Raw genomic sequence first — 24,188 nt, 5'->3', positions numbered from 1 at the left:
GGTCGCGCCAGTGCCGACGTCGCCGTCCCACGCACCGCCGTCCTTCCACGCGGGGGAGTTGACCGACCCCAGGCTCACGGTCGCGCTCAAGACTCTCGAACTCACCGTGCGCCGCAGGCTCGACGGCGTGCTGCACGGCGATCACCTCGGTCTCATCCCAGGTCCCGGCTCCGAGCCGGGTGAGGCGCGCGCCTACCAACCGGGCGACGACGTGCGCCAGATGGATTGGTCGGTCACCGCCCGCACCACTCATCCGCACGTGCGGCAGATGATCGCCGACCGGGAGCTGGAGACCTGGATGGTGGTCGATCTGTCGGCCAGCCTCGACTTCGGCACCGCCGCCTGCCAGAAGCGTGATCTCGCCATCGCCGCCGCGGCCGCCATCACCCATCTGACCAGTGGCGGCGGCAACCGGATCGGTGCGGTCGTCGCCACCGGCGAACGGTTGACCCGCATCCCGGCGCGCGGCGGGCGCGTCCACGCCCAGTCGCTGCTGCGCGGCATCGCGACCACACCGCACGCGCGCGACGGTGTGCGCGGCGACCTGCGCGCCGGCATCGAATCGCTGCGCCGTCCGCAGCGCAAACGTGGACTCGCGGTGATCATCAGCGATTTCCTGGGTGACATCGATTGGCAGCGCTCGCTGCGCGCGATCTCGGCCAGGCACGATCTGCTCGCGGTCGAGGTGCTCGACCCGCGCGACCTCTCCCTGCCCGACATGGGCGACGTCGTACTGCACGACCCGGAGACCGGGCGCACCCGCGAGTTCAGCGTGACCTCCGCGCTGCGCGCCGATTTCGCGGCTGCCGCGCAGCGCCACCGGCAGCAGGTCGAACAGGCCCTGCGCAGCTGTGGCGCTCCGGTGCTCACCTTGCGAACCGATCGGGACTGGATCGCCGACGTGGTCCGGTTCGTGTCCACCCGGCGCCACAGCTTCGGCGCCCCGACGGGGCGGGTGCCACGCCAGTGAGTATTTCGCATTTCACCGCACAGATCTGGCTGGGATTCCTCGTCGTCATCGCGCTGATCGCGCTCGGCTACGTCCTGGTGCAGCGCAACCGGCGCAAGCACATGTTGAAGTTCACCAACATGGCGCTGCTGGAGAAGGTCGCTCCGTCGCGGCCGAGCGCGTTCCGGCATGTGGCCGTCGCGCTGCTGCTGGTCGGCCTGGTGTTCCTCACCGTCGCCGCGGCCGGACCGACCGCGGTCAAGAAGGTGCCGCGCAACCGCGCGACCGTCATGCTGGTGATGGACGTGTCGCTGTCGATGGAGGCGACCGACGTCGCCCCGAGCCGCATCCAGGTCGCCAAGAAGGCGGGCAAGGAGTTCGTCGACGGACTGCCCGAGGGCGTGAACATCGGCTTCGTCACCTTCGCGGGCACCGCCTCGGTGATGGTCTCGCCCACGACGAACCACGAATCGGTCAAAGCCGCGATCGACAATGTGCGGCTGGCCGAGCGCACCGCTACCGGTGAAGGCATTCTCACCGCGCTGCAGGCGATCGAGACGCTCGCCACGGTGCTCGGTGGCGCCCAGGAGCCACCGCCTGCCAGGATCGTGCTGATGTCGGACGGTAAGCAGACCGTTCCGGATTTCAAGGACGTCGACAACCCCCGGCACGAGTACGTCGCCGCCCGGCTCGCCAAGAGCAAGAACGTCCCCATCTCGACCATTTCCTTCGGCACTCGCTGGGGCGTCGTCGAGATCCCCCGGGAGGACGGCAGCAAGGACCAGGTACGCGTCGAGGTGGACGACGACGCCATGCGCGAGATAGCGCGACTGTCCAGCGGGGAGTTCTACACCGCGTCGTCCTTGCAGGAGTTGACCAAGGTGTACGACACCTTGGAGCAACAGATCGGGTACGAACTGACCAGAGGCGACGCCAGTCGTCCGTGGCTGCTGCTCGGACTGGTGGTCGTCGCGGCGGGAGTGGTCATCGGTCTGGTGTATCGCCAGCGTTTGCCTTAGCGCTACGAACAGCAAGGCGCGCAGGCGATTACACGGGCCATAGCCGGGAAAGTGTGTTACCGTGCCCAGGACGGGCGGTAAGGGAGTGCCGCCCTCCATTTGGGGAGGAAACATGCGAATTTCTGCAATCGTCACCGCAATCGCGTTCGCCGCGCTGGCTTTTGTCGTGGCTCCGCTTCCGGAAGCTTCAGCGGCAGGCTGTCCAACTGGCAGTCTGTGTCAGTACTCCGGTGTCGGTTTTTCCGGTACGGCGAAGGTGGTCACGCTCAACACCAAGAACTTCCGGAACTACTGCGGACCCGCGGGAGATCCGAGCACCAGATCGGTGATCAACAACACGAACGTCGAGTTGCTGTTCAGCTCCGGTTCCAACTGTGGCGGCGGACAACCGTACCGTTACGTGGGGCCGGGTAAGCAGGTGGAGGATCTGGGGTTCGACGCGCTGTCCGTGACTTGGTGCCCCAGCTGCTGAGCAGTGCCTCTCGCGTCGCTCGCCGAAGGTGAGTGAAAGGCGGCGCATCGATCGAATGCCGACCGGCCGGTGGTGTCCTGCACACCACCGGCCGGTCCGCGTGATCGGGCTTCGTTTCGCGCTGTCATTGTGGCGTTTCACGAACGCGGCCGGGCTCGGATGGCGGTCGGACGAACGTGGCGGCCCGGTCGTTGCCTGCCGATTCGACCAGGTAGGTTGAACCCCATGTCGAACATCACATCCCGGTCGGTCCTGGTGACCGGCGGAAACCGCGGCATCGGACTCGCGGTCGCGCAGCGTCTGCTTGCCGACGGTCACAAGGTGGCCGTCACGCATCGTGGCTCGGGGGTGCCGGACGGCCTGTTCGGTGTGAAATGCGATGTGACCGACAGCGAATCGGTGGACGGCGCCTTCGCCGAGGTGGAGGCGCACCAGGGTCCGGTCGAGGTGCTGGTGGCCAACGCGGGCATCACCGACGACACGCTGCTCATGCGGATGAACGAGGAGCAGTTCACCCGGGTGCTCGACGCCAATCTGACCGGTGCGTTCCGGTGCGCCAAGCGCGCGAACCGCGCCATGCTGCGCGCGCGCTGGGGCCGGATGATCTTCCTCGGCTCGGTGGTCGGCATGAGCGGCCAAGCCGGTCAGATCAACTACGCCTCCTCCAAGGCCGGTGTGATCGGTCTGGCCCGCTCGATCACCCGCGAGCTCGGCTCGCGCTCGATCACCGCGAATGTCGTCGCCCCGGGTTTCATCGAGACCGACATGACCGCCGACCTGCCCGAGGACGTGCGCGACATGGCCAAGAAGTTCATCCCCTTGCAGCGGCTGGGCCAGCCGGAGGACATCGCGGCCGTGGTCAGCTTCCTGGCTTCCGAGGACTCCGCCTACGTCTCCGGCGCCGTCATCCCGGTCGACGGCGGCATGGGCATGGGCCACTGACCACACCGAACGCGTAGCGCGGCCGGTCCAGGCCGCCCGCAGCCAACCCCACATTCGAATTTCAGGAGAACCGAGAACTCATGGGCGGACTGCTCGAAGGCAAGACCATCCTGGTCACGGGCATCATCACCGACTCGTCGATCGCGTTCCACGCGGCGGCTGTCGCGCAGGAGCAGGGCGCGAAGGTGCTCATCACCGGCATCCCGGAGCGGCTGCGGCTGATCGACCGGATCGCCAAACGCCTGCCCCAGGAGGTCCCGCCGGCCATCGGGCTCGACGTGACCAGCGAAGAGGATCTCGCAGGCCTGGCCGACAAGCTGCGGGAACTGGCTCCGCAGGGGATCGACGGGGTGCTGCACTCGATCGCGTTCGCGCCACGCACCCTCATGGGGCCGGAGGCTCGGCCGTTCCTCGACGGCCCGGGCCCGGATGCCGCCAAGGCGTTCGAGATCTCGGCGTGGAGCTACGCGTCGCTGTCGCGCGCGGTGTTGCCGGTGATGAACGAGGGCGGCTCGATCGTCGGCATGGACTTCGATCCGCGCACCGCGATGCCGTTCTACAACTGGATGGGCGTGGCGAAGGCCGCGCTGGAGTCGGTGAACCGGTATGTCGCCCGCGAGGTGGGCGCGGCCAAGAAGATCCGGTCCAACCTCATCGCTGCGGGGCCGATCAAGACGCTGGCCGCCAAGGCGATCGCGGGCACCGCGACCGACGACGCCGCCAAGCTCAATCAGCTCAACGTCTACTGGGACGGCGCCTCGCCGATCGGCTGGGACGTCGACGACCCCACGGTGGTGGCGAAGTCGATCGTGGCGCTGCTGTCGGACTGGCTGCCTGGCACCACCGGTTCGATCATCTACGTCGACGGCGGAGCCAGCCACAACACCTGGTTCCCGGAGAACATGGCGATCAACTGAGCCGATCGGATGGGAGACACCGTGGTTCGAACCGCCGACGCGCTGCTGCTGCTGTCCTTCGGCGGTCCGGAGCGTCCCGAAGACGTGATGCCGTTCCTGGAGAACGTCACCCGGGGCAGGGGAGTGCCGCGTGAGCGCCTGGAAGCGGTCGCCGAGCACTATCTGCACTTCGGCGGTGTCTCGCCGATCAACGCGCTCAATCGCGACATCATCACGGCGGTCGAGGCCGAACTGGCCGCCGCGGGTATCGAGCTGCCGGTGTACTTCGGTAACCGGAACTGGCATCCCATGGTGGAGGACACCGTCGGGCGGATGGCCGCCGACGGTGTCGGCTCCGCAGTGGTCTTCCCGACTTCGGCGTGGGGCGGCTACTCCGGATGCCTGCAGTACCACGAGGACATCGCCCGGGCGCGTGCGGCTTTCGGCGCGGGCGCGCCGGAACTGCTGAAGCTGCGTCAGTACTTCGATCACCCGCTGTTGATCGAGACGTTCGCCGATGCCGTTCGCGCGGCGCGCGATCGGCTCCCGGCCGGGCAGCGCGCCGCGGCAAGGCTGGTTTTCACCGCGCATTCCATTCCGGTGTCGGCCGATGCCGCCGCGGGTCCGCCTGCCGACGGCGGTCGGCTGTACAGTCGTCAGGTCGCCGACGCGGCCCGATTGTGCGCCGCGGCAACCGGTTTCACCGATTACGACCTCGTCTGGCAGTCGCGTTCGGGTCCGCCGCAGGTGCCGTGGCTGGAACCGGACATCGTCGACCATCTGGACGATCTCGCGGCCAAGGGGGTCGAGGCCGTGGTCGTCTGTCCGGTGGGCTTCGTCTCCGACCATCTCGAAGTCATCTGGGATCTGGACAACGAGGCCGCGCAGAAAGCCGCCGAACTCGGTATGGGCTTCGCGCGGGCCGCGACGCCGGGAAGCGATCCGCGCTTCGCGAAGCTGGTCGTCGAACTGGTGTCCGAGCAGTTGCGCGGAGCCGAACCCCGGCGGCTCGGCGCGGTGCCCGGCTACGGCTGCACGCGCGATGGCGCGCCGTGCGCCGTCGGCTGCTGTGCGGTCACACGCCGTCCCACTGCTGGGAATTGAGGAGGGGCGGTCGCGGATAGCATCGCCTGCGACCGATCGCCGAATCCGACTTTCTGGGGGGTACCTCTAGATGACCTATGCCGACATGCTGACCAACGCCGCCGTGCTCGATCCGCACGCCTGGTCCGATACGAACGTATGGGCCGTGGCGCTCGACGTCACCGAGGCCAGGCGCCGTGGTCGCAGCGGTGGCGGCGGTGGTTTCTCGATCGGAGGTCTGCTGCTGTGCATCGGGGTCGTCGCCGTGGTCATCGGGCTCGTGATCTGGCTGAGCAAGCGGAACAAGTCGAATCAATCGAACCAGCCCCAGCAGTATCCGCAGCAGCAGTACCCCCAGCAGTATCTTCCGCAGCAGAATTTGCAGGGCCAACCTCAATATCCGGCGCCGCAGTACCAACAGCCCTATCCGCCGCAGGGGCAACAGCAGTATCAGCAATATCCGCCGCAGCACCAGTACCCGCCGCAGCAGCCGCCGTACCCGCCGCAGCAGTGAAATTCGCCGCGCCCGCGACTCAGAAGCCCGGGCTGGTCAGGCGGGTGTAGACAGTGGGGAAGCCGGGGCGGGCCGCGCCTACGCCCCAGGATGTGAGACCGGCAAGTCGCCCATCGACGAGAATCGGCCCGCCGCTGTCGTACTGGGCGGTGTCCGCGGTGGGAGTGCCCGCGCAGAGCATGGTGTACGGATCGAAGGCCGGACCATAGGCGGTGGCGCACTCACCATCGGTGGCCAGTGGGACGTTCGCCGCGCGCAACCGGGTGTTGGTCTCGTCGGTTTCGGAGGTCGCGCCCCAGCCCAGGATGGTCGCGTTGCCCGAAGTGGGCGGGGCGACGGTGATCGTCGGACCGGGCTGCGGCTCGTCCAGGGTGAGGATCGCCACGTCGTTGCGATACGCGGTCGTCATGTCCAGAACGGTTGCCAGGAAACCCGGATGCATGCGAATGTCCTTGACATGCACGGTTTTTCCGTCGCTTCCGCGAAGGTCGTCACGGCCGAAGGTGACGGTGAGCGTTTGTGTCAGCGACTGTGCCAGGGCCACGCAGTGCGCCGTCGTGATCACCTGGTCCGGTGCGACGAGCGCGCCACCGCAGAACTGCCCGGAGGCGCGGGTGAGGAACAACGGCGTGCCGATGGCCGCCAGCCACGGATACTCCGCTGTCGTCGCGTCGGCGCCGCCCACGATCGCCGAGGCCGGGGCGTGCAGAGTGAGACCGAACAGAACAGTCGCGATGGTGACGGCGGCCATGCGGCAACGATGGGAAAAACGCATCTCACACCGCCCCGGCATGATGTCAGCGGCTTCCGCGCGCGGAGGCGTGCACGGCGACCAGGCGCGCGGCGCGGATCGCGTCCCACAGCGGCCGCAGTAGCGATTCCTGCGCACCGATCGCGCTGGCGGAGGTGGGCGCGGAAGCGGGCTCCCGCTGCGCCACCGTGAGGATGGCCGCGACATGATCGGCGGTGTCGAGAATGCGCCTGGCGCGCAATGAAATCGACTCGGGATAGTCGTGCCGCGAATAGTCGGCCAGTTCGGCTTCGATGAGCTCGCGGGGATCCGAGTCGGGCGCGCCCAGCGATGTGGTGTGCAGCTTCATCAGCGCGTCGGCGGCATCGCGAACCGCTTCGCGCATCGCGTATTCGGCTTCGCCGAGGGACATGTCGGGGCCGGGCGCCGAGGGGATGGGCGCACTGTAGACGGTCCACTGCAGCGTGTCGTCCTCGGCCCAGCGCGGGATGAGGCCGGTGCCCTCGGTGCCGGGTACGCCGATCAGCATGCCCTCGCCCGCCTCGATCGCGTCGGCGGCGAACGCCGTGCCCGCGGGGACGCCGCGGATGTCTCCTGGGACCGGGAGCACCAACCGCAGTTGCGCGCCGGGTTGCGCCATCGTCTCGCGAATCACCTTGAGCAGTGCCATGACTCCGCTCCCCGGCAGGTTGCCGTGGGCGGACCAGGGTAGGTCGGTGCGGCCGCCGGTGAGCGGATCACCAGCCGCGATGGTGTGCTTCGGCGCCCACGCGTGCAAGGCGGCCAAAACGTCGTCGGGCGCACTGCAGCCGGCCAGCCAGGAGCTCGCCCACACCGTCAGCGTCGCACTTGGAGAGCACATAATTATCGAGCATAAAGGGTGGGCGCTACCGGTGGGCATCCATACGCAAGGGCATTGGTGAGCAGCACGGAAACCGCGGGCGCGGCGCTGCCCGCGACGAGCGAGTCCGTGCGGATACCGTCCGGCATCGGAGTGGGACGCTCATCCTCCGCCGTCGCTAGTCCGGCTCGGTGACGAAATCTATGAGTCGCTCGACCGCGCCGATGAGTGGCGTCTCCAGGTCGCGGAAGGAGGACACCGCCTCGTACACCTTCCGCCAGCCGTCCTGCGGGGAGCCCCAGCGCAGGCGTCGGCAGACACCGGTCTTCCAATCCTCGTCGCGCGGCACCCGCGGCCACTCGGCGATGCCGAGGGTGGCCGGGCGCACGGCTTGCCAGACGTCGACGAACGGGTGCCCGGTCACCAGGACATGTGGCCCGAGGCCGGTGGTCAGCTGGGTCTCCTTCGATCCGGTCACCAGGTGGTCGACCAGCACGCCGACCCGCCTGCCCGGGCCCGGCCGGAAGTCCGCCAGCCGAGCGGCAAGATTGTCCAAGCCTTCCAACTGCTCGACGACGACGCCCTCGACGCGCAGATCGTGGCCCCACACCCGCTCGACCAGCGCGGCGTCGTGCACGCCCTCCACCCAGATCCGGCTGCCACGGGCGACCCGGGCGCGCAGGCCCTCCACCCTGGTGGAGCCGGATGCCGAGCGGTTCGGCGTCTGCGGCGCGGCGGCCCGCGGCCGCACCAGCGTCACCGGCTCGCCGTCGATGAGGAACGCCGCCTCGCGCAGCGCGAACAGGCGCACCGTGCCGCGAGCGTCCTCCAGCTTCACGAACTCGCCGTCGTAGCTGCGATCGAATCCGACCACCGCGCCGCAGAATCCGGTGGCGGCATCCTCGACCACCAGGTCGCGTTCCGCGGTGACCGTCGGCACCGCCCTGTTCTTCGATCGAGGATGCCCGGAGAAGATGTCGCCATACCTGTCACGCCCGCTCACCTGCCTGAAGCTAGCACCGCCGCTATGGCTTTCGGCGGACCAGGGGCACCGCGCGTCCACGCGTGGAATTCATCGGGAGTACTCGTCGATGATGCGCCCGAGATCATGATCCGCGCACTACAGTGGTCGTGTGGCCGCAATTTTTTGGCTGGTCGCGGGCATTCTGCTCGCGGCGGCGGAGATGCTCACCGGCGACCTCACCTTGCTGATGCTCGGTGTCGCCGCGCTGGGCACCGCGGGTGTCAGCGCGGCGGCGGATACCTCCGTCGTGGCCGACGCCGTCGTCTTCGCGGTGATCTCGGCGGTGCTGCTGCTCGGTGTGCGCCCGATCATCCGGCGTCGCTACGGAACTCCTCCGCCCACGCCGACGAACGTGGACGCCCTGCCGGGCAAGACCGCTCTGGTGCTCGAGCAGGTGGCGGCGCACTCCGGCCAGGTGAAACTGAACGGCGAGGTGTGGACCGCGCGGCCGATGGACACGACCGAAGTCTATGAACCGGGTACGACCGTTTATGTCATGAAGATCGACGGCGCGACCGCCGTCGTCTGGAAGGGGCCTTGATGGCTGTACTGATCGTTGCCGCCGTCCTCATCTTGCTGGTCGTGGTGGTGGTCTTCAAGTCGATCGCGCTGGTGCCGCAGGCCGAGGCCGCGGTGATCGAGCGGCTGGGGCGGTATTCGCGGACGGTTTCCGGCCAACTCACGTTCCTCGTGCCGTTCGCCGACCGCGTCCGCGCCAAGGTGGATCTGCGGGAGCGGGTGGTGTCGTTCCCGCCGCAGCCGGTGATCACCGAGGACAACCTCACCCTGCACATCGACACGGTGGTCTATTTCCAGGTGACCAGCCCGCAGGCGGCGGTGTACGAGATCAGCAACTACATCGCCGCTGTCGAGCAGTTGACCGTCACCACACTGCGCAACGTCGTCGGCGGCATGACGCTCGAACAGACTCTCACCTCACGCGACTCGATCAACGGCCAGCTGCGCGGCGTGCTGGACGAGGCGACCGGGCGCTGGGGACTGCGCGTCGCGCGGGTCGAGCTGAAGAGCATCGATCCGCCGCCGTCGATCCAGGAGTCGATGGAGAAGCAGATGAAGGCCGATCGCGAGAAGCGCGCCATGATCCTCACCGCGGAGGGGCAGCGCGAATCGCAGATCAAGACGGCCGAGGGCTCGAAGCAGGCGCAGATCCTGTCCGCCGAGGGCGCCAAGCAGTCGGCGATCCTGTCGGCCGAAGGTGAACGGCAGAGCCGTATCCTGCGGGCACAAGGTGAGCGCGCCGCCTCCTACCTGCAGGCGCAAGGCCAGGCCAAGGCCATCGAAAAGGTCTTCGCCGCCATCAAATCCGGCAAGCCGACGCCGGAATTGCTTGCCTACCAGTACATGCAGACGCTGCCCATGGTCGCGCGCGGTGACGCCAACAAGGTGTGGCTGGTGCCAAGCGATTTCGGCAAGGCGCTGGAGGGGTTCGCGAAGAGCTTCGGCACGCAGGGCGAGGACGGTGTGTTCCGGTACGAGCCGCCCGCCTCCGACGGCGCGGAAGCAAAGCCCGAGGACGACTCCGATGTCGCGGACTGGTTCGACACCGCTCCCGACCCGACCATCGAGCGCGCCGTGCGCGCCGCCGAGGCCACGGCGCGGACCCCGGTCGAGGGGCTGACCCCGACACCGCCCCCGCCGGCGTTCGAACCTTCGCCGCACCAGCCGGTCATCCCTCCGCAGGAGGCTTTCCCGGCTCAGCAGCAGCCGCCGCAGCAACCTCCGGCCCAGCGCCCGGACGACCCGCACGGCCGTCCTTGGCAGCCGCCGGAGAACTTCACGAAATAACATGCGCCGGCGCCGCCCCGGACTCCGCCCGAGTTCGGGGCGGTCGCGTCGGCGCGGCCGAATCACTCAGCCGGGCAGCCCGGCGGCGCGGATCGCCGGGACGACGACATCGGCGATGCCGCGCATGCCCTGCGGGTTGAGGTGGTAGGGCAGCAGCGTCTCGGTGGCGAGGACGGGCTCCATCCAGCGGACGCCGACGGGCGCGCACGCGTCGCGGCCCTCCGATGCGGCGCTGGTGTCCACGTAGATCGCGCCGTGCGCGGTGGCGACGCGGGACACCACGGAATTGAGATGATCGAAGGCGGCTTGGATGGGCGCGGCGTCGGACGGGCGGAGACCGACCAGCGCCGGGCAGCCGCCGTCGCGCACGTAGCGCGGCCAGCCGTCGACGACGATCAGCGCGTGCGGCGCCCGGGCCGAGATCTGTTGCAACGCGGCCGCGTAAGGCGCCGCGATCGCATCGATGTCGACGTCCCAGTCCGGACCGGCGCAGGTACCGGCCCCGGAGAGGCCGTAGACGTGGCAGGCGACGATGTGTTCGGCCATCAACGCGTCGTTGGCGCCGATGTGCACGGTGACCAACCTGGTGGCGGGGCCGAGCGGATCGAACTGGGGCGGAATGCCCGGCTGCTGTGGTGCGGTGAGGTCCGCGATGAGGGCGGAGTTGCAGGTGCGGTCGTCGATCCGCAGGCCCAGGTCCCGGGCGACCAGTTGCGGTGTGTTCGCGGTCGAGCGAAGGCATCGGAACGGGGCCGAGATGTCGAAGTTCCGCACGCCCGTGGTGGCCGCCCCGGAATCGCCCACGGCGACGTATTCGGCCCCGCCGATGGGGTCGGCCGCGGCGGGGGAGGTGGCGCCCAGGGCGATCAGACAGGCGGTGACCGCTGTGGCCCGCGCAAGATTCGTCATGTCGTTTCTGTCCGTCCATTCGTCGGCGCGCTCACGAAACATGTACGTCTCTCCGTGCCGAACGCTACTCGCCGGAGGCGCGCCCGCGGGTGGAATCGGGTGGCAGACTGCGAGGTATGACGACATCTGGATGGGCCGATGTGGACAGCTACCTGGTGGAGACGCTGGTGGCGGATCCCGATTCCGACGCGGCCCTGGAGGCGAACAAGGCGGCCGGCCTGCCCGCGATCGACGTGTCACCGCCGCAGGGGAAGTTTCTCCATCTGCTGGCCAGGACGGTCGGCGCGCGACGCGTGCTGGAGATCGGCACGCTCGGCGGATACAGCACGATCTGGCTGGCCCGCGCGGTCGGCCCCAAGGGGCGGGTGGTCACGCTCGAGTTCGCCGCCCGGCACGCCGAGGTGGCGCGGGCGAATCTGGACCGTGCGGGAGTCGGCGACCGAGTGGAGATCCGGGTCGGCGCCGCGCTGGACAGCCTGCCCGTGCTCGCGCAGGAGGATCCGGAACCGTTCGACTTGGTCTTCATCGACGCCGACAAGGTGAACAACGCGAATTACGTGCTGTGGGCGCTGCGGCTGACCCGGCCGGGCTCGGTGATCATCGTCGACAACGTCGTGCGCGGCGGCACGATCGCCGACGAGCGGTCCGAGGACCCGAACGCGCAGGCCAGTCGCGAACTCGTCGAATTGCTCACCGCCGAACCGAGCCTGGACGCGACCGTGGTGCAGACCGTCGGCGCGAAGGGCTGGGACGGCTTCGCCTATGCCGTGGTGAACGGCGACGAGGTGGAGTGAGTCAGGGCTCCAGCACCACTTTGCCGGTCGTCCCGCGCGTTTCCAGCGCGCGGTGCGCGGCGGCCGCGTCGGCGAGCGCGAAGCGCTGGATCCCGGGTCGCAGCCGTCCGGCGATCGCCTCGGCCATGGCGAGGTTCTCCAGGACGCGCAGATCGCCGCCCGCGCGCGCCAGCATCGGCGGACCGATCACCGTCTCGGAGGTGATACCCCGTTCGGTCAGTTCTGCGGCGGAGAGCCGGACCGGCCCTTCGTCGTTCGATGTGCCGGACCAGCCATAGACCAGATGTTGGCCGCCCGGTGCGAGCAGATCGATTCCGGCGCGGGCGACCGCGCCGCCCACCGAGTCGAACAGCACGTGCGCCCCGCGGTCGCCGATTCGAGCGCGGACCCGGTCCGGCCAATCCGGCAACAGATAGTCGACCGCCAGGTCGGCGCCATTGTGTCGCACCTGATCGACCTTCGCGGGGCCACCGGCCAACCCGATCACCGTGGCTCCGGCATTCTTCGCGAATTGCACCAGCAGCGTGCCGATGCCGCCCGCCGCGGCCGTCACCAGGACGACACTGCCGGGCTTCAACTCGGTGAACTGCAGGATGCCCATGGTCGTTCGCCCGGTGCCGATCATCGCCACCGCCTCCGCCGCATCGAGGTTCGCCGGAATCTCGTGCAGCCGGGCCGCGTCCGTCACGGCGAATTCGGCGTAACCGCCGGGCACCGGGCCGAGATGGGCCACCACCTGCGCGCCCAGCAGGCCCGCATCCACATCGGCGCCCACGCGGTCCACGGTGCCCGCGACTTCGCGCCCGGGGATGGTCGGCAACTGCGGCAGGGGAAACGGCCCGGGCTCGCCCTTGCGCAGGGCGGTATCGACCAGGTGCACACCGGCCGCCGCCACCGCGATGCGGACTTCGCCGGGGCCAGGCACCGGATCGGGAACGATTTCGTAGCGCAGGTTCTCGGCCGGGCCGAAAGCGTGGAGGCGGATGGCGCGCACGGTGGCTCCTGTTCGTTGGCGTCGCCGGTCAGCCTCCAGCATCAAGTCAGGTTGAGGTCAACCGGTCGCGCCGGGCCGCCCTGTCCTGGAAGCCGTCGCAGAGCGCGTCGAGCCCGTCGTAGAGCAGCTCCTCCTGGGTCAGATCGCGTACACCGCTGCCTGCGAGATCGGCCAACGCGGAGGGGACCGGTCCCTGTGCCGTGCCGTGCAGCAGCGTCCGCAGTCCGTTGTCGCCCGCGGGATCCATGCCTTTGCGGGCCATCAGCTCGGCGCTGATCTCGGGCAGCGTCGCGCCGGAGATGTAGTTCCAGACGGTGAAGGACATGCCGGTCGCCTCGCGGGTGGACACGCCGAGTTCCAGGAACCCGTCGACCAACCAGGCCAGGCAGGCCAAGCTCTGCGGCCCGAAGCTGTAGCGCGGAGTGGCGAAGGTGAGCAGCACCCACGGATGTTGCCGGTACAGGGCCCAGTCGACCTCGGCGGCGATGCGGACCCGGTCGCGCCAGGTCCACCCCTGTCCCTCGGGGGAGGGGTACGGGTTGCGCCGGGCCACTTCGTCGGTCATCAGCGCGAGCAGTTCGTCTTTGTTCGCGACGTGGCGATACAGCGACATGGCTCCCACGCCGAGCCGATCGGCGATGCGCCGCATGGACAGCGCGTCCAAGCCTTCGGTGTCGGCGAGCTCGATCGCGGTGTCGATGATGGCGGCGCGGTGCAGCATGCGTACACTGTACCCGGAATCATGCGTACGACGTACGCGTCATGGAGAGGATGTTCGGTGATGACAGACGTGCAGCCGGTCCGGACCGAGCCGGCCACGACGGGCTCGCGGCGGGCCTGGCTCGGCTTGGCGGTCCTGCTGCTGCCGGTGCTGCTGGTTTCGATGGACATCTCGGTGCTGTTCCTCGCGCTGCCGACACTGACTCTCGATCTGGATCCGTCCGCGGACCAGCAACTGTGGATTCTGGACATCTACGGCTTCCTGATCGCGGGCCTGCTGATCACCATGGGCAATCTCGGCGACCGGATCGGGCGGCGCAACATCTTGCTGACCGGCGCCGTGGTCTTCGGCATCGCGTCGGTGATCGCGGCGTTCGCGCCCAGCGCGGGCGTGCTGATCGCCGCGCGGGCGCTGATGGGCATCGGCGGCGCGACGTTGCTGCCGTCCAGCCTGGCGCTTATCTCGAGCCTGTTCCCGGACGCGCGGGAGCGAGCGGCCGCGATCGGCGTCTGGACGGCGTTCTTCGCGGGCGGCTCGGCTGTCGGACCGATCATCGGTGGCATGCTGCTGCACCAGTTCTGGTGGGGCTCGGTGTTCCTCATCAACATCCCGGTGCTGCTGGTCCTGCTCGCGTTCGGCCCGTTCGTGCTGCCGGAGCACCGGGCGGGAGTGCGGGGACCGCTGGATCTGCCGAGCGTCGTCCTGTCGATCGGCGGCATCCTGCCGGTGGTGTACGGGATCAAACACGCCGCCACCAAGGGCATCGATGCGCAAGCGATCGTCGTCGCGCTGGTCGGCGCGGTGATCCTGACCGTTTTCGTGCGCAGGCAGCGACAGCTGCGTGAGCCCCTGCTCGATCTGCGGCTGTTCGCCATGCCCCAGTTCTCGGTGGCGATCGGCGCCAGCCTGACCGGCATGATGTCGCTGGCCGGCCTCAGCTATCTGACCAGCGTCTATCTGCAATCGGTGACCGGGCGCACGCCGCTGGCGGCGGCGCTGCTCGGCATTCCCATGGCGATCGCGGTCTTCGTCTGTTCGGTGGGCGGCGCCCGGGTCGGGCATCGCTTCGGGGCCAGCGCGACCTTCGTGTTCGCCTTGCTCGCCTCCGCGGCGGGCAACCTGATGCTGCTCGGTGTCGGCGCGCACGACGGACTCGGCTGGTACCTCGCCGGTTCCACGATCGCCGGAATCGGCTACGGTCTGGCCTTCACGCTGGTGTCGGAGGTCTCGGTGTCCTCGGTGCCGCCGGAGCGGGCCGGGTCGGCGGTAGGTATCTCGGAAACCAGCTTCGAACTCGGCAATGCGCTGGGTCTCGCGCTGCTCGGTTCGCTCGCGGCGCTCATCTTCCGGTCCGGGGGCGACTACGCGGCGACGCTCGGCGAGACCATCCAGCAGGCCGGCGGGAACGCGGCGCTGATCGAGGCGGCGCGCGGATCCTTCGTCGACGGCATGCACGTCGCGGTGGCCGTCGGCGCGACGGTGCTCACGGCGATGGCGCTGATCGCCCGCTTCGCCGCTCCACGTTCGCGCTGAGTCGGGCGGCCGGGATCAGTGGCCGAAGACGGAAGTCACGATCTCGGCCGCCCAGCGGTTCATCGGCCGGACGATCGTGCCGTGCACCCAGCGGACCGGGCGCACCACCACAGCGAGCCAGACGACGGCGAAGGCGGCGAACACCGGGCGCAGCACGTAGCGGTACAGCGCGCGGCACGGCAGCACCACGAGCACACCCACGATGAGCGTGGCCACACGCCACCCGTAGCGCGCGGTCACGCGCACCGCTTTCCAGAGCGGGTGCAGCACCCAACGCCACAATCGCGACAGGGGCCAGACGATCAGCCACTTGACGGTCTGGTGGCAGACCCAGGCGATGGCATATGCGATCGGATACACGACCCAGCGCAGCAACCAGGCCCCAGCGGGACGAATCACTTTGCGCCACAGGAAGACCTCCACCGCACGCCGCAGTGGTCGCAACAGGTGTTCCAGCAGGAGCGAAAGCAGCGGCGTGAGCACCGAGCCCCACAGCAGATGCTGCACCACCCAGCCCCACAGGAAATCCTTCACGACGATCCACGCGGGCCGCAGCACCCAGTGCCGGATCAGCTCGGCTGCCGGGACCAGCAGATGTCGCGCGATGTACCCGAGCGCCGCCGCCGAGGCGCGGCACAGAAGCAGAACGCCCTCCCACAGCAGACGGATCGGAACCAGCACCACGATCGCGATCGCGCGCGCGACCCACTGTGCGGCAGATACTCGCGTTTCCGGCGTCGACACCTCGTTCCCCCTCGGTAGATGCACCCGGCGTAGCCCAGGTGAAGAAGTTTGTGCGCCCGCAACATTCGAACACATGATCGCCGCCGGGTGCTCGAGTAGAAATGCTTGAGTCACGCACCGGCGCGCCTCCCACGAGTCGAACACCGTTCGTGGGTGGTCACGCCCACGACGAGCCGGTGCGTCACAGGGAGGAATTCATCGCCGCCGCTCGCGCCCGGGCGCACGGACTCGCCGCACCGCGCGCGACGCTGGCCACCCAGTCCACCATCGCACTCGGCGGGCACTGCTGGCTCTGCTCGGCACACTGGACGATGACCCTCGGCGACGCGCCCACGCTCGACCTCTACAGCGATTTCCTGGTCCGGCGCGCCGGGGGTGAGCTGAGCATCGCCGCCTACCTCACCCGCCAGGACCTGCCGCGGCTCGTGCGGGACATGTCCGGCGCGGACCGGAACCTCCGCGAAACGACCGGGACATCTATCCGACACGCCGGGACATAGGATCGACGGATGCGCGAATCCGCTGCGATCGGTCCGGCCGCGTCCGGTCTCACGACGGTGCTCGCGCTCGCCGACTCACGGTTGCCGATCGGCGGCCACGTGCACTCCGGCGGTGTGGAAGAAGCCGTCGCGTCCGGCTTGGTCCGCGACGTCGCGACGGTCGAGCTGTATCTGCGCCGCCGCATCCGGACCTCGGGACTGGTGAGCGCGTCGCTGGCCGCGGCGGTCTGCGCGGGCGAACTGGATCCGGCGCGGGCCGAAGCGGAAGCCGACGCGCGCACGCCCGCACCCGCGGCGCGGGCCGCGTCCCGTGCCCAGGGCCGCGGTCTGTTGCGCCTGGCGAAACAGCTGTGGCCCCGGCACGATTGGTCGCCGCTCGCCACGACACCGCATCTGTCCACGGTCTTCGGAATGGTCGGCGCGGCCGCCGCGGTGCCGCCCCGGGAGATCGCCGGTGTGGTCGTCTACACGACCCTCACCGGCGCCGCCACCGCGGCCCAGCGTCTGCTGGCTCTGGACCCCGCCGCGATCGCCGCGTGCACGGTCCGGCTGGCCGACCTGTGCGATCGCGTCGCCGCCGAGGCCGTGACCGGTCTCGCCGCGATGTCGGACCCGCTGCAGGACGTGCTCGCCGAGCGGCATCGGCAGCGGGACATGCCCCTGTTCGCGAGTTGATGTCCCGGAAGAAGGAGACCGCCCCATGCCCCCGCACCTGATCGACGGTGAGCTGCACGACCACGGGCACGAGCGGCCGAAACGGGCCCGCACACCCGGGGAGGCGCTGCGCATCGGTATCGGCGGCCCGGTCGGTTCGGGCAAGACCGCACTGGTGGCCGCGCTGTGCAGGCAGTTGCGCGACGAGCTGTCGCTGGCGGTACTGACCAACGACATCTACACCACCGAGGACGCCGACTTCCTGCGCAGGCACGCGGTCCTGCCGGACGAGCGGATCACCGCCGTGCAGACCGGCGGCTGCCCGCACACCGCCATTCGTGACGACATCACCGCCAATCTCGACGCGATCGACGATCTGGTAGCTGCCAATCCGCCGCTGGACCTGATCCTGGTGGAATCCGGCGGCGACAATCTGACCGCGACGTTCTCCTCCGGCCTGATCGACGTGCAGATCTTCGTGGTGGACGTGGCGGGTGGCGACAAAGTGCCGCGCAAAGGCGGTCCCGGCGTGACGTTCTCGGATCTGCTCGTGGTCAACAAGACCGATTTGGCGCCGTTGGTCGGCGCGGACCTCGGTGTGATGGAGCGTGATGCGGCGCGGGTGCGCGCGGACCGGCCGACAGTGCTCGTCTCGCTCACCGAGGATCCCGCGGCGACGCCGGTGCTGGCCTGGGTACGCGAGCAATTGCGCACGGTCACCGAGCAGGACCGGGCGGGCGCCGGCGAATCCGCCGCCGCGCACTGAGTGTCGCCGGTGCGCACGCAGCTACGCATCCTCGCTCGCCCAGGGACGCTTCCGGAGATTCATGCGAGCGGCGGGTTGTCGGCCCGCCGCACCGGACCGCGTGCGGTCCATCTGATCGGCACCGCCGCCACGCCGCTGGGCGGCGACGAACTCGACATCGTGATCGTGGTCGCGCCGGGTGCCGAACTGGTGGTCCGCTCGGTCGCGGCGACACTGGCACTGCCGGGCGCGGCGACGCCGCAATCGTGCGGACGCTGGCAGCTCGAGGTCGGTAGTGCGGGAGTATTGGATTTCGATCCCGAGCCGATGATCGTCGCGGGCGGTGCGCGGCACCACACCGTCACCACGATCCGGCTGGATTCCGGCGCCCGGCTGCGAATGCGCGAACGCGTCCAGATCGGCCGCACGGGCGAGGACGGCGGCATATGGCGCGGTGACCTGATCGCCGATGTCGACGACACGCCTCTGCTGCGCCACCGGCTGGCGCTGGGCGCGGACACAGCGGCCGATGACGCGCTGTCCGCGCCTCGCGCCCTGGAGAGCGAACTCGTCTATCCGGACGAATGTGCCACGGCGACAACGGGTTTGACGCAGACTCGGCTGCCGCTGGCGGCGGGTGGCAGTTTGTTCACCCGCACCGGGGCGCTGTTGGGCGTCTCCGGGGTGGAGCATGCCGAGCCGCGGCGCTGATCAATCGTTTCGTTCGACACAGGTGTAATCCGGCCGAGAGCTGGAGATAGAAAGGGTGGGAGCCCGACAGCGTCGTCGGGTTCCCACCTTTCCGGCTCGCTCCTCGGAAGCCCCATCCGATCAGCCGTTGGCCGTCTCCGGGGCCGTGTCTCCGGCCTCCGGAGCTGTGTCGGTGGCTTCCGAAGCCGGGGCGGTGTTCTCCGGGGCCGGATCGACCGCCTCGGGCGCGCCCTGCGCCCGGGGAGGTGCGCTCAGCGCGTGCACCGCACCGAGTCCCGCGCCGATCCCCGCACCGATGGCAGCCAACGGGGCGGCCATCAGGGCCGCGCCGTAAGCGGCCCCGATCGGGCCCGCGGCGAGACCGATCGGCGCGAACGGCAGACCGATGGCCAGGGCGAGACCTCCGCCGACGGCCGCTCCGAACAGCGCGAACGGACTCGCGAACGCGGCGCCGGCCGCGGCGCCGATGGCGGCGGCGCCCACGGTCTGGCCCGCCACCCGATCGGACCTCGTGCGTTCCATCCCGATCGAGTCGAGGTACGTCGCGATATTCGCCTCGGCCATCGCGGCGCCGTCGTTGAGCTGGATGGCCTGCTCCCGGTAGAGCCAATCCGGTGCGTCGACCTGCACGTCTCCGAAGCGCAGCTTGTGCGGCGGCGGCGCGATCGGCGGCACCGGGGCGACGGGAACGGGGCCGTGCAGCCCTTCCAGCGGGGCCAGATACTTCGGATTCGGCAACGGACGCGCCCACTGCAACGAACTCAGCGTGTCGTCCGGAATCCGCACACCTTCGTACGGGCGCACGTTCGGCGCCTCGGCCGCGGGCCACTGGGCCGGCTGATCGGTGGGATCCGTCCGGGTCACCGGAACGGGCCGATCGGGTGCCGCGTTCGCGGTGCCGGTTCCCACCAGCGCGAGAACGAGAGGAACCGTTCCCACGGCGACGAGAGGACCCAACTTCGCCCGGTGCGGTTTGGGTGCTCGGTGCTTGCCTGTGCCCATAGATCACCTTTCATCCGAAGGAGACGTCGACGCCCCACATTCGGATCTGCCGGTGACCTGGATTGGTCGAACGCGCTATTACGGCGGGATCAGCCGGCTTTCGCGTCGGTATGCGCCTTGTCCACCGCGACCCGGCTGTTGGTGGAAGCGCCGAGAGCGGCGGCCAGTTGTTCGGCGTCCTCGTCGTCGCCGTTGCTGATCGCCTCCAGGGCCAATCGTGCGAACACCCACTGCTCGGTGGCCGCCATCTGTCCGCGGCTGCGGCCGAGGAAGGTGACGAACCACTGGATGACGGTGATGATCCGGCTGCGGTAGCCGACCAGGTAGTACAGGTGCAGCGCCAGCCAGGCCAGCCACGCGATGAACCCGCCGAACTCCAGCTTCCCCACCTGGCACACGGCGCTGAACCGCGAGATCGTGGCCATGCTGCCCTTGTTGAAGTACTTGAACGGCTTGCGCTCCTGCGGCGTCTGGCCTTTCAGCCCCGCGGTGATCTGCCGCGCGGCGTAGGTCGCGCCCTGGATCGCGCCCTGCGCCTGCCCCGGCACGTTCGGCACCGACATCAGATCGCCGACCACGAAGACGTTCGGGTGGCCCTTGACGGTGAGGTCCGGCTCGACCACGACCCGGCCCGCGCGGTCGACCTCGGTGCCGTCGGACTGGTCGGCGATCAGCTTGCCCAGCGGGCTGGCCTGCACGCCCGCCGACCACACCTTGCACGCCGACTCGATGCGGCGGATCGTGCCGTCGGAGTCCTTCACCGTGACGCCGAACGCGTCGACATCGATCACCATGGCGTTGAGCTGGATCTCCACGCCCATCTTCTCCAGGCGCCGCTCGGCCTTGCCGCCCAGCTTCGGGCCCATCGGGCCGAGCACCGCGCCCGCGCCCTCGATCAGCACCACCCGCGCGTCGCGCGGATCGATGTTGTGGAAGGTGCCCTCCAGCGTGCGGTCGGACAGCTCGGCGATCTGTCCGGCCAGCTCGACGCCGGTAGGGCCCGCGCCGACGATGACGAAGGTCAGCAGCCGGTCGCGCTCCTCCTGGGTGGTCGCGAGCTCGGCCTGCTCGAAGGCGCCGAGGATCCGGCCACGTAGCTCGAGCGCGTCATCGATCGTCTTCATGCCCGGCGCGTAGGTGGCGAACCGGTCGTTGCCGAAGTAGGACTGCTGCGCGCCGGTCGCGACGATCAGGCTGTCGAAGGGGGTGACGGTGTCCTGGTCGAGCAGGCGCGAGGTGACCGTCTTGGCGGTCAGGTCGATGTCGGTGACCTCGCCGAGCAGCACCTGCGCGTTCTTCTGCTTGCGCAGCACCAGCCGCGTGGCGGGCGCGATCTCGCCGACCGAGAGGATGCCGGTGGCGACCTGGTAGAGCAGCGGCTGGAACAGGTGGGTCGAGGTCTTCGAGATCAGCGTGATGTCGACGTCGGCGCGCTTGAGGTGCTTGGTGCCGAACAGGCCGCCGAAGCCCGAGCCGATCACCACCACCCGGTGCCGGCCGTTCTCGACAGTCTGAGTGCTCATCGTCCTGCTCCTCGATGGACCTGGGGGTCGTCCCCGGCGGGGGTTCCTGACAGCTAAACCGTAGCCGTCGAGTCGGGCACCGTCACGACGAGATGTCCGTTCCTGGCGTGTTGCGGTGCGATATCTCACTGCCGCCGGGCCTGGGCGGGGAGGATCGTCGCGACCGAACCGGCCGAGCGGGCGAGGTCGAGAGCCTACGATGGTAACTGTCGCTCAGGGAGGATTGCCATGGTCGCCGGTGACCGTGCGATCGGCCGGAAGCCCAGCGTGCGGGCCGATTCGGAGAACATCGCGCTGATCGAGGTACCGCACGGCCATCTGATCGATCGGGCGCTGGGATTGTTGCCGGAACGGCGCCAAGTGCTGGCCACCCCGCCGCGGGGCAGCGACACCGTCGCGGTGCGCGGCGATGCCGGGCTGCCCTACCTGGGCCGGGCGTTGCACTACATGCGCTGGGGCCCGGCCGAGATGATGGAGCGTTACCGCAGGTACGGACCCGTCTCGCTGAACACATCGCTCGGTGTCGACCGGGTGCTGGTCGCGGGACCGGACGCACTCGACGAAGTACTCGGGCACCGGCGCCGTGACTTCGGCCAGGGCTGGGACTACTTCATCGGCCCGTTCTTCCGGCGCGGCTTGCTGCTGCTGGAATTCGACGAGCACAAATTCCACCGCAAGATCATGCAGCAGGCGTTCACCAGGGACCGGCTGGAAGCGCACCTGGCGGCGCTGACGCCGGTGGCGCGGGAGTACATCGCACGCTGGGTGCCGGTAGGGCGCGACGCCGAACGCACGGTGCGGCTGTATCCGGCGATCAAGGAGCTGACCCTCGAGATCGCCGGCGAGACGTTCATGGCAGTCGATGTCGGCCCGCGGCGCGGCCAGCTCATCGACGCGTTCGTCGACTGCACGCACGCGGGGCTGGCGATCATCCGGCATTCGGTGCCGGGCGGCAACTGGCGGGCCGGGCTGCGCGGCAGGAGAGTGCTCGAGGACTACTTCACCGCGATGCTGCCGGAGAAGCGCCGCGTCGAGACGGCGGACTTCTTCTCCGGGTTGTGCCACGCGCGCAGCGAGGACGGCGGCGTCTTCGGTGACGCCGACGTGGTGAACCACATGATCTTCCTGATCATGGCGGCGCACGACACCACGACGACGACCGCCACCGCCGTCGCGTACTACCTGGGCAAGCACCCGGAGTGGCAGCAGCGGGTGCGCGCTGAGGTGCTCGACATGGACGCGCGCCTCGGCGACGGGCCGCCCGCCATCGCGGACCTGGAGGCGCTGCACGATCTGGATCTGGTGGTCCGGGAAAGCCTACGGCTGATGCCGCCGGTTCCTGGACTGTCGCGCCGCGCCGTGCGTGACACCGAGATCGCAGGCCACTATATTCCGGCCGGCGCCCCGGTGGACCTCGCCTACCAGGTGAATCACTTGCTGCCCGAACTGTGGACCCACCCCGAACGCTTCGATCCGGAACGATTCGGCGAACAGCGGCGCGAGGACAAGTCGCACCGCCTCGCGTGGATGCCGTTCGGAGCGGGCGCGCACAAGTGCATCGGGATGCACTTCGGCACGTTCGAGGTGAAGACGGTGACCGCCGCCCTGGTGCGTGCATACGAGTGGCGGATACCCGAGAAATACCGCATGCCCTGGGGATTCACCACGATTCCCTTCCCCAGGGACGGTGCGCCGATGACGTTGCGCAGGCGCGCGGCCGCCTGAGCGGCCGGGCGGTCAGCGGCCCGCGAGCAGGATCTCCGCGAGCTTGGTGTCGGTCTCGGCGCCTTCGGTGTAGCCGCCCGCGTCACCCAGCGAACTCATGATGGCCAGGGTGTAGCGCTCGCCCGGTCCCGCGAAGCCGACCGAGTTGACCACCCAGCCGCCCTGTTCGGCCGACCAGCCGTTCTTCAGTCCGGGACGCATGCTCGCGCCCGCGCCCCACACGCCCCAGTGCTGGTTGGAGTCCACCGCGCGCATCCGGTCGACGAGGTAGTTGCGGTCGTCGGGGTGCATGCGGTTGAGGACGTTGTCCATCAGGCGGTCGAGGTCGGCGGCGGTGCACTTCTGGAACGACCAGTCCGGGAACAGCGCGGTATTGGTCGGCTGGGGAACCAGCGAGGTCATCCCGTTGGCGCGGAAGGCGTTGTTGAACGCCATCCGGTCGATGCCCGAGTACTTGGTCCAGAGCAGGTCGGCGGCGCCGTCGTTCGAGGTCGCGAGCATGCCCTCCATCAGACCGCGGTCCTCGGGAGTCAGGTTGATGGCGCCGACCCGCGCCCGGTTGAGCAGGTCCGCGGCGATCGCGAGCTTGATCGTGGAAGCGGTCCAGACCGCGTTCTCGGCGTTGGCGTTGGCGTAGACCCCGCCGGACACCCGGTCGCGCAGGACGTAGCCGGTGACACCGGGACGGTTGTTGAGGTAGGCGTCGGCCTTCGCGATGCGGCTGCTCAGATCGCAGTCGAAGCCGGGCAGGCAGCCCTGCGTGTGCGCGAGCGGCACCGCGCCCGCGGTCGGGAGCGCGGCGGGCAGGCTCGGAGCGATGATCGCCGCTGCGGCGAGGACACAGGCGGAAGCGGCCACGCGGGGAACGGTTCGGGTGGCGGGGGACGGATAACGCACGAGGGATGACGATCGCACATCGCGGGTCCGGACGCACGTCTTGAGCTCGGATCCAGGGTGTGCTAGCGCCCGTTCCGGCTGCTTGCGCCGCAGTGGAATTCGATCGTCACCCCCGGCCGGGCACGTCAGCGGAAGGCGGCGCGCAGTTCCTCGACGGTACGTCCGTTGAGCCGGTAGCAGTGCTCGAAGGCCTCGGTGTGCCGGTCCCTCGGCCAGGAATGCAGGACTACGGTGCGACCGTAGTGGCGCGAGTTGATCAGGTCCCAGCGGTCACCGATCCGGCGGACCGTGAATCCGCCTTTCGGAAGCAGGGGAATCACCATCGCATCCATAGAACGCGAACCAGCCTTTCGGTGCAGCTCTCTCGTTCCGCCCCGGTGCAAGCTCTCCTCCCCGGTGCAGCACTGTCGCACATCGCCGCGGCGGCGCCCGCGTGACA

At 69.1% G+C, this 24,188-nt stretch carries 27 protein-coding genes; 16 read left to right on the top strand and 11 right to left on the bottom strand.

The window, feature by feature from the left end:
• The first annotated feature begins 10 nt into the window (after window positions 1–10).
• From ACFV2O_RS12270 to ACFV2O_RS12240, 7 genes are all read left to right on the top strand, one after another.
• A complete protein-coding gene (locus tag ACFV2O_RS12270; RefSeq protein ID WP_379251847.1) occupies window positions 11–970 on the top strand; it encodes a DUF58 domain-containing protein in 960 nt (319 codons plus the stop codon).
• The gene (locus ACFV2O_RS12265) at window positions 967–1,968 is read left to right on the top strand and encodes a VWA domain-containing protein (RefSeq protein ID WP_355070881.1); all 1,002 of its coding nucleotides are present in this window, start codon (window positions 967–969) and stop codon (window positions 1,966–1,968) included. Before ACFV2O_RS12270 ends, ACFV2O_RS12265 begins: the two co-directional genes overlap by 4 nt.
• A gap of 112 nt (window positions 1,969–2,080) precedes the next feature.
• A complete protein-coding gene (locus ACFV2O_RS12260; protein WP_355070883.1) occupies window positions 2,081–2,440 on the top strand; it encodes a peptidase inhibitor family I36 protein in 360 nt (119 codons plus the stop codon).
• Window positions 2,441–2,665: 225 nt separating this feature from the next.
• The gene (gene fabG1 / locus ACFV2O_RS12255; protein ID WP_356961866.1) at window positions 2,666–3,382 is read left to right on the top strand and encodes a 3-oxoacyl-ACP reductase FabG1; all 717 of its coding nucleotides are present in this window, start codon (window positions 2,666–2,668) and stop codon (window positions 3,380–3,382) included.
• 80 nt (window positions 3,383–3,462) lie between these two features.
• A complete protein-coding gene (inhA, locus tag ACFV2O_RS12250; protein WP_355070887.1) occupies window positions 3,463–4,299 on the top strand; it encodes an NADH-dependent enoyl-ACP reductase InhA in 837 nt (278 codons plus the stop codon).
• 21 nt (window positions 4,300–4,320) lie between these two features.
• Window positions 4,321–5,382, top strand: coding sequence for a ferrochelatase (locus ACFV2O_RS12245; RefSeq protein ID WP_379251846.1), 1,062 nt, complete (start codon window positions 4,321–4,323; stop codon window positions 5,380–5,382).
• Between the two features lie 70 nt (window positions 5,383–5,452).
• Window positions 5,453–5,875, top strand: a complete 423-nt coding sequence (locus ACFV2O_RS12240) for a hypothetical protein (RefSeq protein ID WP_379251845.1) — start codon at window positions 5,453–5,455, stop codon at window positions 5,873–5,875.
• 19 nt (window positions 5,876–5,894) lie between these two features.
• Here the strand turns inward: ACFV2O_RS12240 and ACFV2O_RS12235 are convergent, their stop codons facing one another.
• The 3 genes from ACFV2O_RS12235 to ACFV2O_RS12225 all read right to left on the bottom strand — a co-directional run bounded on the left by ACFV2O_RS12235 (window position 5,895) and on the right by ACFV2O_RS12225 (window position 8,470).
• Window positions 5,895–6,626 (bottom strand): S1 family peptidase, encoded by a 732-nt coding sequence (locus ACFV2O_RS12235; RefSeq protein WP_379251844.1) that lies wholly within the window; start codon window positions 6,624–6,626, stop codon window positions 5,895–5,897.
• 46 nt (window positions 6,627–6,672) lie between these two features.
• Entirely contained in the window at window positions 6,673–7,488 is an 816-nt protein-coding gene (locus tag ACFV2O_RS12230; protein WP_355070895.1) for a hypothetical protein, read from the bottom strand.
• A 157-nt stretch (window positions 7,489–7,645) separates the two neighbouring features.
• Entirely contained in the window at window positions 7,646–8,470 is an 825-nt protein-coding gene (locus tag ACFV2O_RS12225; protein ID WP_379251843.1) for a DUF3097 domain-containing protein, read from the bottom strand.
• Between the two features lie 130 nt (window positions 8,471–8,600).
• Here ACFV2O_RS12225 and ACFV2O_RS12220 point away from each other — a divergent pair, with 130 nt between their 5' ends.
• Entirely contained in the window at window positions 8,601–9,032 is a 432-nt protein-coding gene (locus tag ACFV2O_RS12220) for an NfeD family protein (RefSeq protein WP_355070898.1), read from the top strand.
• Complete coding sequence (locus ACFV2O_RS12215) at window positions 9,032–10,297, top strand: SPFH domain-containing protein (RefSeq protein WP_364431162.1); 1,266 nt, start codon at window positions 9,032–9,034, stop codon at window positions 10,295–10,297. Before ACFV2O_RS12220 ends, ACFV2O_RS12215 begins: the two co-directional genes overlap by 1 nt.
• A gap of 66 nt (window positions 10,298–10,363) precedes the next feature.
• On the opposite strand, the gene ACFV2O_RS12210 is transcribed toward ACFV2O_RS12215, so the two are convergent.
• Window positions 10,364–11,206 carry an SGNH/GDSL hydrolase family protein gene (locus ACFV2O_RS12210; protein WP_379251842.1) on the bottom strand — a complete coding sequence of 281 codons (843 nt, stop codon included), beginning with the start codon at window positions 11,204–11,206 and terminating at the stop codon, window positions 10,364–10,366.
• A gap of 116 nt (window positions 11,207–11,322) precedes the next feature.
• Here ACFV2O_RS12210 and ACFV2O_RS12205 point away from each other — a divergent pair, with 116 nt between their 5' ends.
• On the top strand, window positions 11,323–12,000 hold the full coding sequence (locus ACFV2O_RS12205) for an O-methyltransferase (protein WP_379251841.1): 678 nt from the start codon (window positions 11,323–11,325) through the stop codon (window positions 11,998–12,000).
• A gap of 1 nt (window position 12,001) precedes the next feature.
• Here ACFV2O_RS12205 and ACFV2O_RS12200 read toward each other — a convergent pair whose 3' ends face one another.
• Both ACFV2O_RS12200 and ACFV2O_RS12195 read right to left on the bottom strand, forming a co-directional pair.
• On the bottom strand, window positions 12,002–12,994 hold the full coding sequence (locus ACFV2O_RS12200) for a zinc-binding dehydrogenase (RefSeq protein WP_379251840.1): 993 nt from the start codon (window positions 12,992–12,994) through the stop codon (window positions 12,002–12,004).
• A gap of 46 nt (window positions 12,995–13,040) precedes the next feature.
• Window positions 13,041–13,715: a TetR/AcrR family transcriptional regulator gene (locus ACFV2O_RS12195; protein ID WP_379251839.1), complete on the bottom strand. Its 675-nt coding sequence runs from the start codon at window positions 13,713–13,715 to the stop codon at window positions 13,041–13,043.
• 60 nt (window positions 13,716–13,775) lie between these two features.
• Between ACFV2O_RS12195 and ACFV2O_RS12190 the strand changes: the two genes are divergently transcribed.
• A complete protein-coding gene (locus tag ACFV2O_RS12190; RefSeq protein ID WP_379251838.1) occupies window positions 13,776–15,248 on the top strand; it encodes an MFS transporter in 1,473 nt (490 codons plus the stop codon).
• A gap of 15 nt (window positions 15,249–15,263) precedes the next feature.
• Here ACFV2O_RS12190 and ACFV2O_RS12185 read toward each other — a convergent pair whose 3' ends face one another.
• Window positions 15,264–15,992 carry a hypothetical protein gene (locus ACFV2O_RS12185; protein ID WP_379251837.1) on the bottom strand — a complete coding sequence of 243 codons (729 nt, stop codon included), beginning with the start codon at window positions 15,990–15,992 and terminating at the stop codon, window positions 15,264–15,266.
• A gap of 176 nt (window positions 15,993–16,168) precedes the next feature.
• Between ACFV2O_RS12185 and ACFV2O_RS12180 the strand changes: the two genes are divergently transcribed.
• The 4 genes from ACFV2O_RS12180 to ACFV2O_RS12165 are packed head-to-tail and all read left to right on the top strand — an operon-like array spanning window position 16,169 to window position 18,602.
• Window positions 16,169–16,492, top strand: a complete 324-nt coding sequence (locus tag ACFV2O_RS12180) for a hypothetical protein (protein ID WP_379251836.1) — start codon at window positions 16,169–16,171, stop codon at window positions 16,490–16,492.
• A gap of 9 nt (window positions 16,493–16,501) precedes the next feature.
• Complete coding sequence (locus ACFV2O_RS12175) at window positions 16,502–17,167, top strand: urease accessory protein UreF (protein WP_379251835.1); 666 nt, start codon at window positions 16,502–16,504, stop codon at window positions 17,165–17,167.
• A 25-nt stretch (window positions 17,168–17,192) separates the two neighbouring features.
• Window positions 17,193–17,912, top strand: coding sequence for an urease accessory protein UreG (gene ureG, locus ACFV2O_RS12170; RefSeq protein WP_379251834.1), 720 nt, complete (start codon window positions 17,193–17,195; stop codon window positions 17,910–17,912).
• Window positions 17,913–17,921: 9 nt separating this feature from the next.
• Window positions 17,922–18,602, top strand: a complete 681-nt coding sequence (locus ACFV2O_RS12165; protein WP_379251833.1) for an urease accessory protein UreD — start codon at window positions 17,922–17,924, stop codon at window positions 18,600–18,602.
• A 120-nt stretch (window positions 18,603–18,722) separates the two neighbouring features.
• Here the strand turns inward: ACFV2O_RS12165 and ACFV2O_RS12160 are convergent, their stop codons facing one another.
• Entirely contained in the window at window positions 18,723–19,541 is an 819-nt protein-coding gene (locus tag ACFV2O_RS12160; protein ID WP_364431131.1) for a hypothetical protein, read from the bottom strand.
• A 152-nt stretch (window positions 19,542–19,693) separates the two neighbouring features.
• Window positions 19,694–21,127, bottom strand: coding sequence for an NAD(P)/FAD-dependent oxidoreductase (locus ACFV2O_RS12155; protein WP_355070924.1), 1,434 nt, complete (start codon window positions 21,125–21,127; stop codon window positions 19,694–19,696).
• Window positions 21,128–21,355: 228 nt separating this feature from the next.
• Here ACFV2O_RS12155 and ACFV2O_RS12150 point away from each other — a divergent pair, with 228 nt between their 5' ends.
• A complete protein-coding gene (locus ACFV2O_RS12150; protein WP_355070926.1) occupies window positions 21,356–22,852 on the top strand; it encodes a cytochrome P450 in 1,497 nt (498 codons plus the stop codon).
• Window positions 22,853–22,864: 12 nt separating this feature from the next.
• On the opposite strand, the gene ACFV2O_RS12145 is transcribed toward ACFV2O_RS12150, so the two are convergent.
• Both ACFV2O_RS12145 and ACFV2O_RS12140 read right to left on the bottom strand, forming a co-directional pair.
• Window positions 22,865–23,710, bottom strand: a complete 846-nt coding sequence (locus ACFV2O_RS12145; protein ID WP_355070927.1) for a tat pathway signal sequence — start codon at window positions 23,708–23,710, stop codon at window positions 22,865–22,867.
• Between the two features lie 164 nt (window positions 23,711–23,874).
• Window positions 23,875–24,072: a hypothetical protein gene (locus ACFV2O_RS12140; RefSeq protein WP_355070929.1), complete on the bottom strand. Its 198-nt coding sequence runs from the start codon at window positions 24,070–24,072 to the stop codon at window positions 23,875–23,877.
• Between the last annotated feature and the right edge of the window lie 116 nt (window positions 24,073–24,188).

The sequence above is a fragment of the Nocardia sp. NPDC059691 genome, from assembly GCF_042733915.1.
Classification (GTDB): Bacteria; Actinomycetota; Actinomycetes; order Mycobacteriales; family Mycobacteriaceae; genus Nocardia; species Nocardia sichangensis.
The sequence above is the reverse complement of the archived record's forward strand: the minus strand, read 5'-3'. Positions and strand labels throughout refer to the sequence as shown.

Coding starts and splice junctions, on each gene's coding strand:
- ACFV2O_RS12235 (WP_379251844.1), bottom strand. CDS start 6,626: ATGGCCGCCGTCACCATCGCGACTGTTCTGTTCGGTCTCACTCTGCAC.
- fabG1 (WP_356961866.1), top strand. CDS start 2,666: ATGTCGAACATCACATCCCGGTCGGTCCTGGTGACCGGCGGAAACCGC.
- ACFV2O_RS12155 (WP_355070924.1), bottom strand. CDS start 21,127: ATGAGCACTCAGACTGTCGAGAACGGCCGGCACCGGGTGGTGGTGATC.
- ACFV2O_RS12175 (WP_379251835.1), top strand. CDS start 16,502: ATGCGCGAATCCGCTGCGATCGGTCCGGCCGCGTCCGGTCTCACGACG.
- ACFV2O_RS12150 (WP_355070926.1), top strand. CDS start 21,356: ATGGTCGCCGGTGACCGTGCGATCGGCCGGAAGCCCAGCGTGCGGGCC.
- ACFV2O_RS12240 (WP_379251845.1), top strand. CDS start 5,453: ATGACCTATGCCGACATGCTGACCAACGCCGCCGTGCTCGATCCGCAC.
- ACFV2O_RS12230 (WP_355070895.1), bottom strand. CDS start 7,488: ATGTGCTCTCCAAGTGCGACGCTGACGGTGTGGGCGAGCTCCTGGCTG.
- inhA (WP_355070887.1), top strand. CDS start 3,463: ATGGGCGGACTGCTCGAAGGCAAGACCATCCTGGTCACGGGCATCATC.
- ACFV2O_RS12260 (WP_355070883.1), top strand. CDS start 2,081: ATGCGAATTTCTGCAATCGTCACCGCAATCGCGTTCGCCGCGCTGGCT.
- ureG (WP_379251834.1), top strand. CDS start 17,193: ATGCCCCCGCACCTGATCGACGGTGAGCTGCACGACCACGGGCACGAG.
- ACFV2O_RS12195 (WP_379251839.1), bottom strand. CDS start 13,715: ATGCTGCACCGCGCCGCCATCATCGACACCGCGATCGAGCTCGCCGAC.
- ACFV2O_RS12215 (WP_364431162.1), top strand. CDS start 9,032: ATGGCTGTACTGATCGTTGCCGCCGTCCTCATCTTGCTGGTCGTGGTG.
- ACFV2O_RS12190 (WP_379251838.1), top strand. CDS start 13,776: ATGACAGACGTGCAGCCGGTCCGGACCGAGCCGGCCACGACGGGCTCG.
- ACFV2O_RS12205 (WP_379251841.1), top strand. CDS start 11,323: ATGACGACATCTGGATGGGCCGATGTGGACAGCTACCTGGTGGAGACG.
- ACFV2O_RS12210 (WP_379251842.1), bottom strand. CDS start 11,206: ATGACGAATCTTGCGCGGGCCACAGCGGTCACCGCCTGTCTGATCGCC.
- ACFV2O_RS12140 (WP_355070929.1), bottom strand. CDS start 24,072: ATGGTGATTCCCCTGCTTCCGAAAGGCGGATTCACGGTCCGCCGGATC.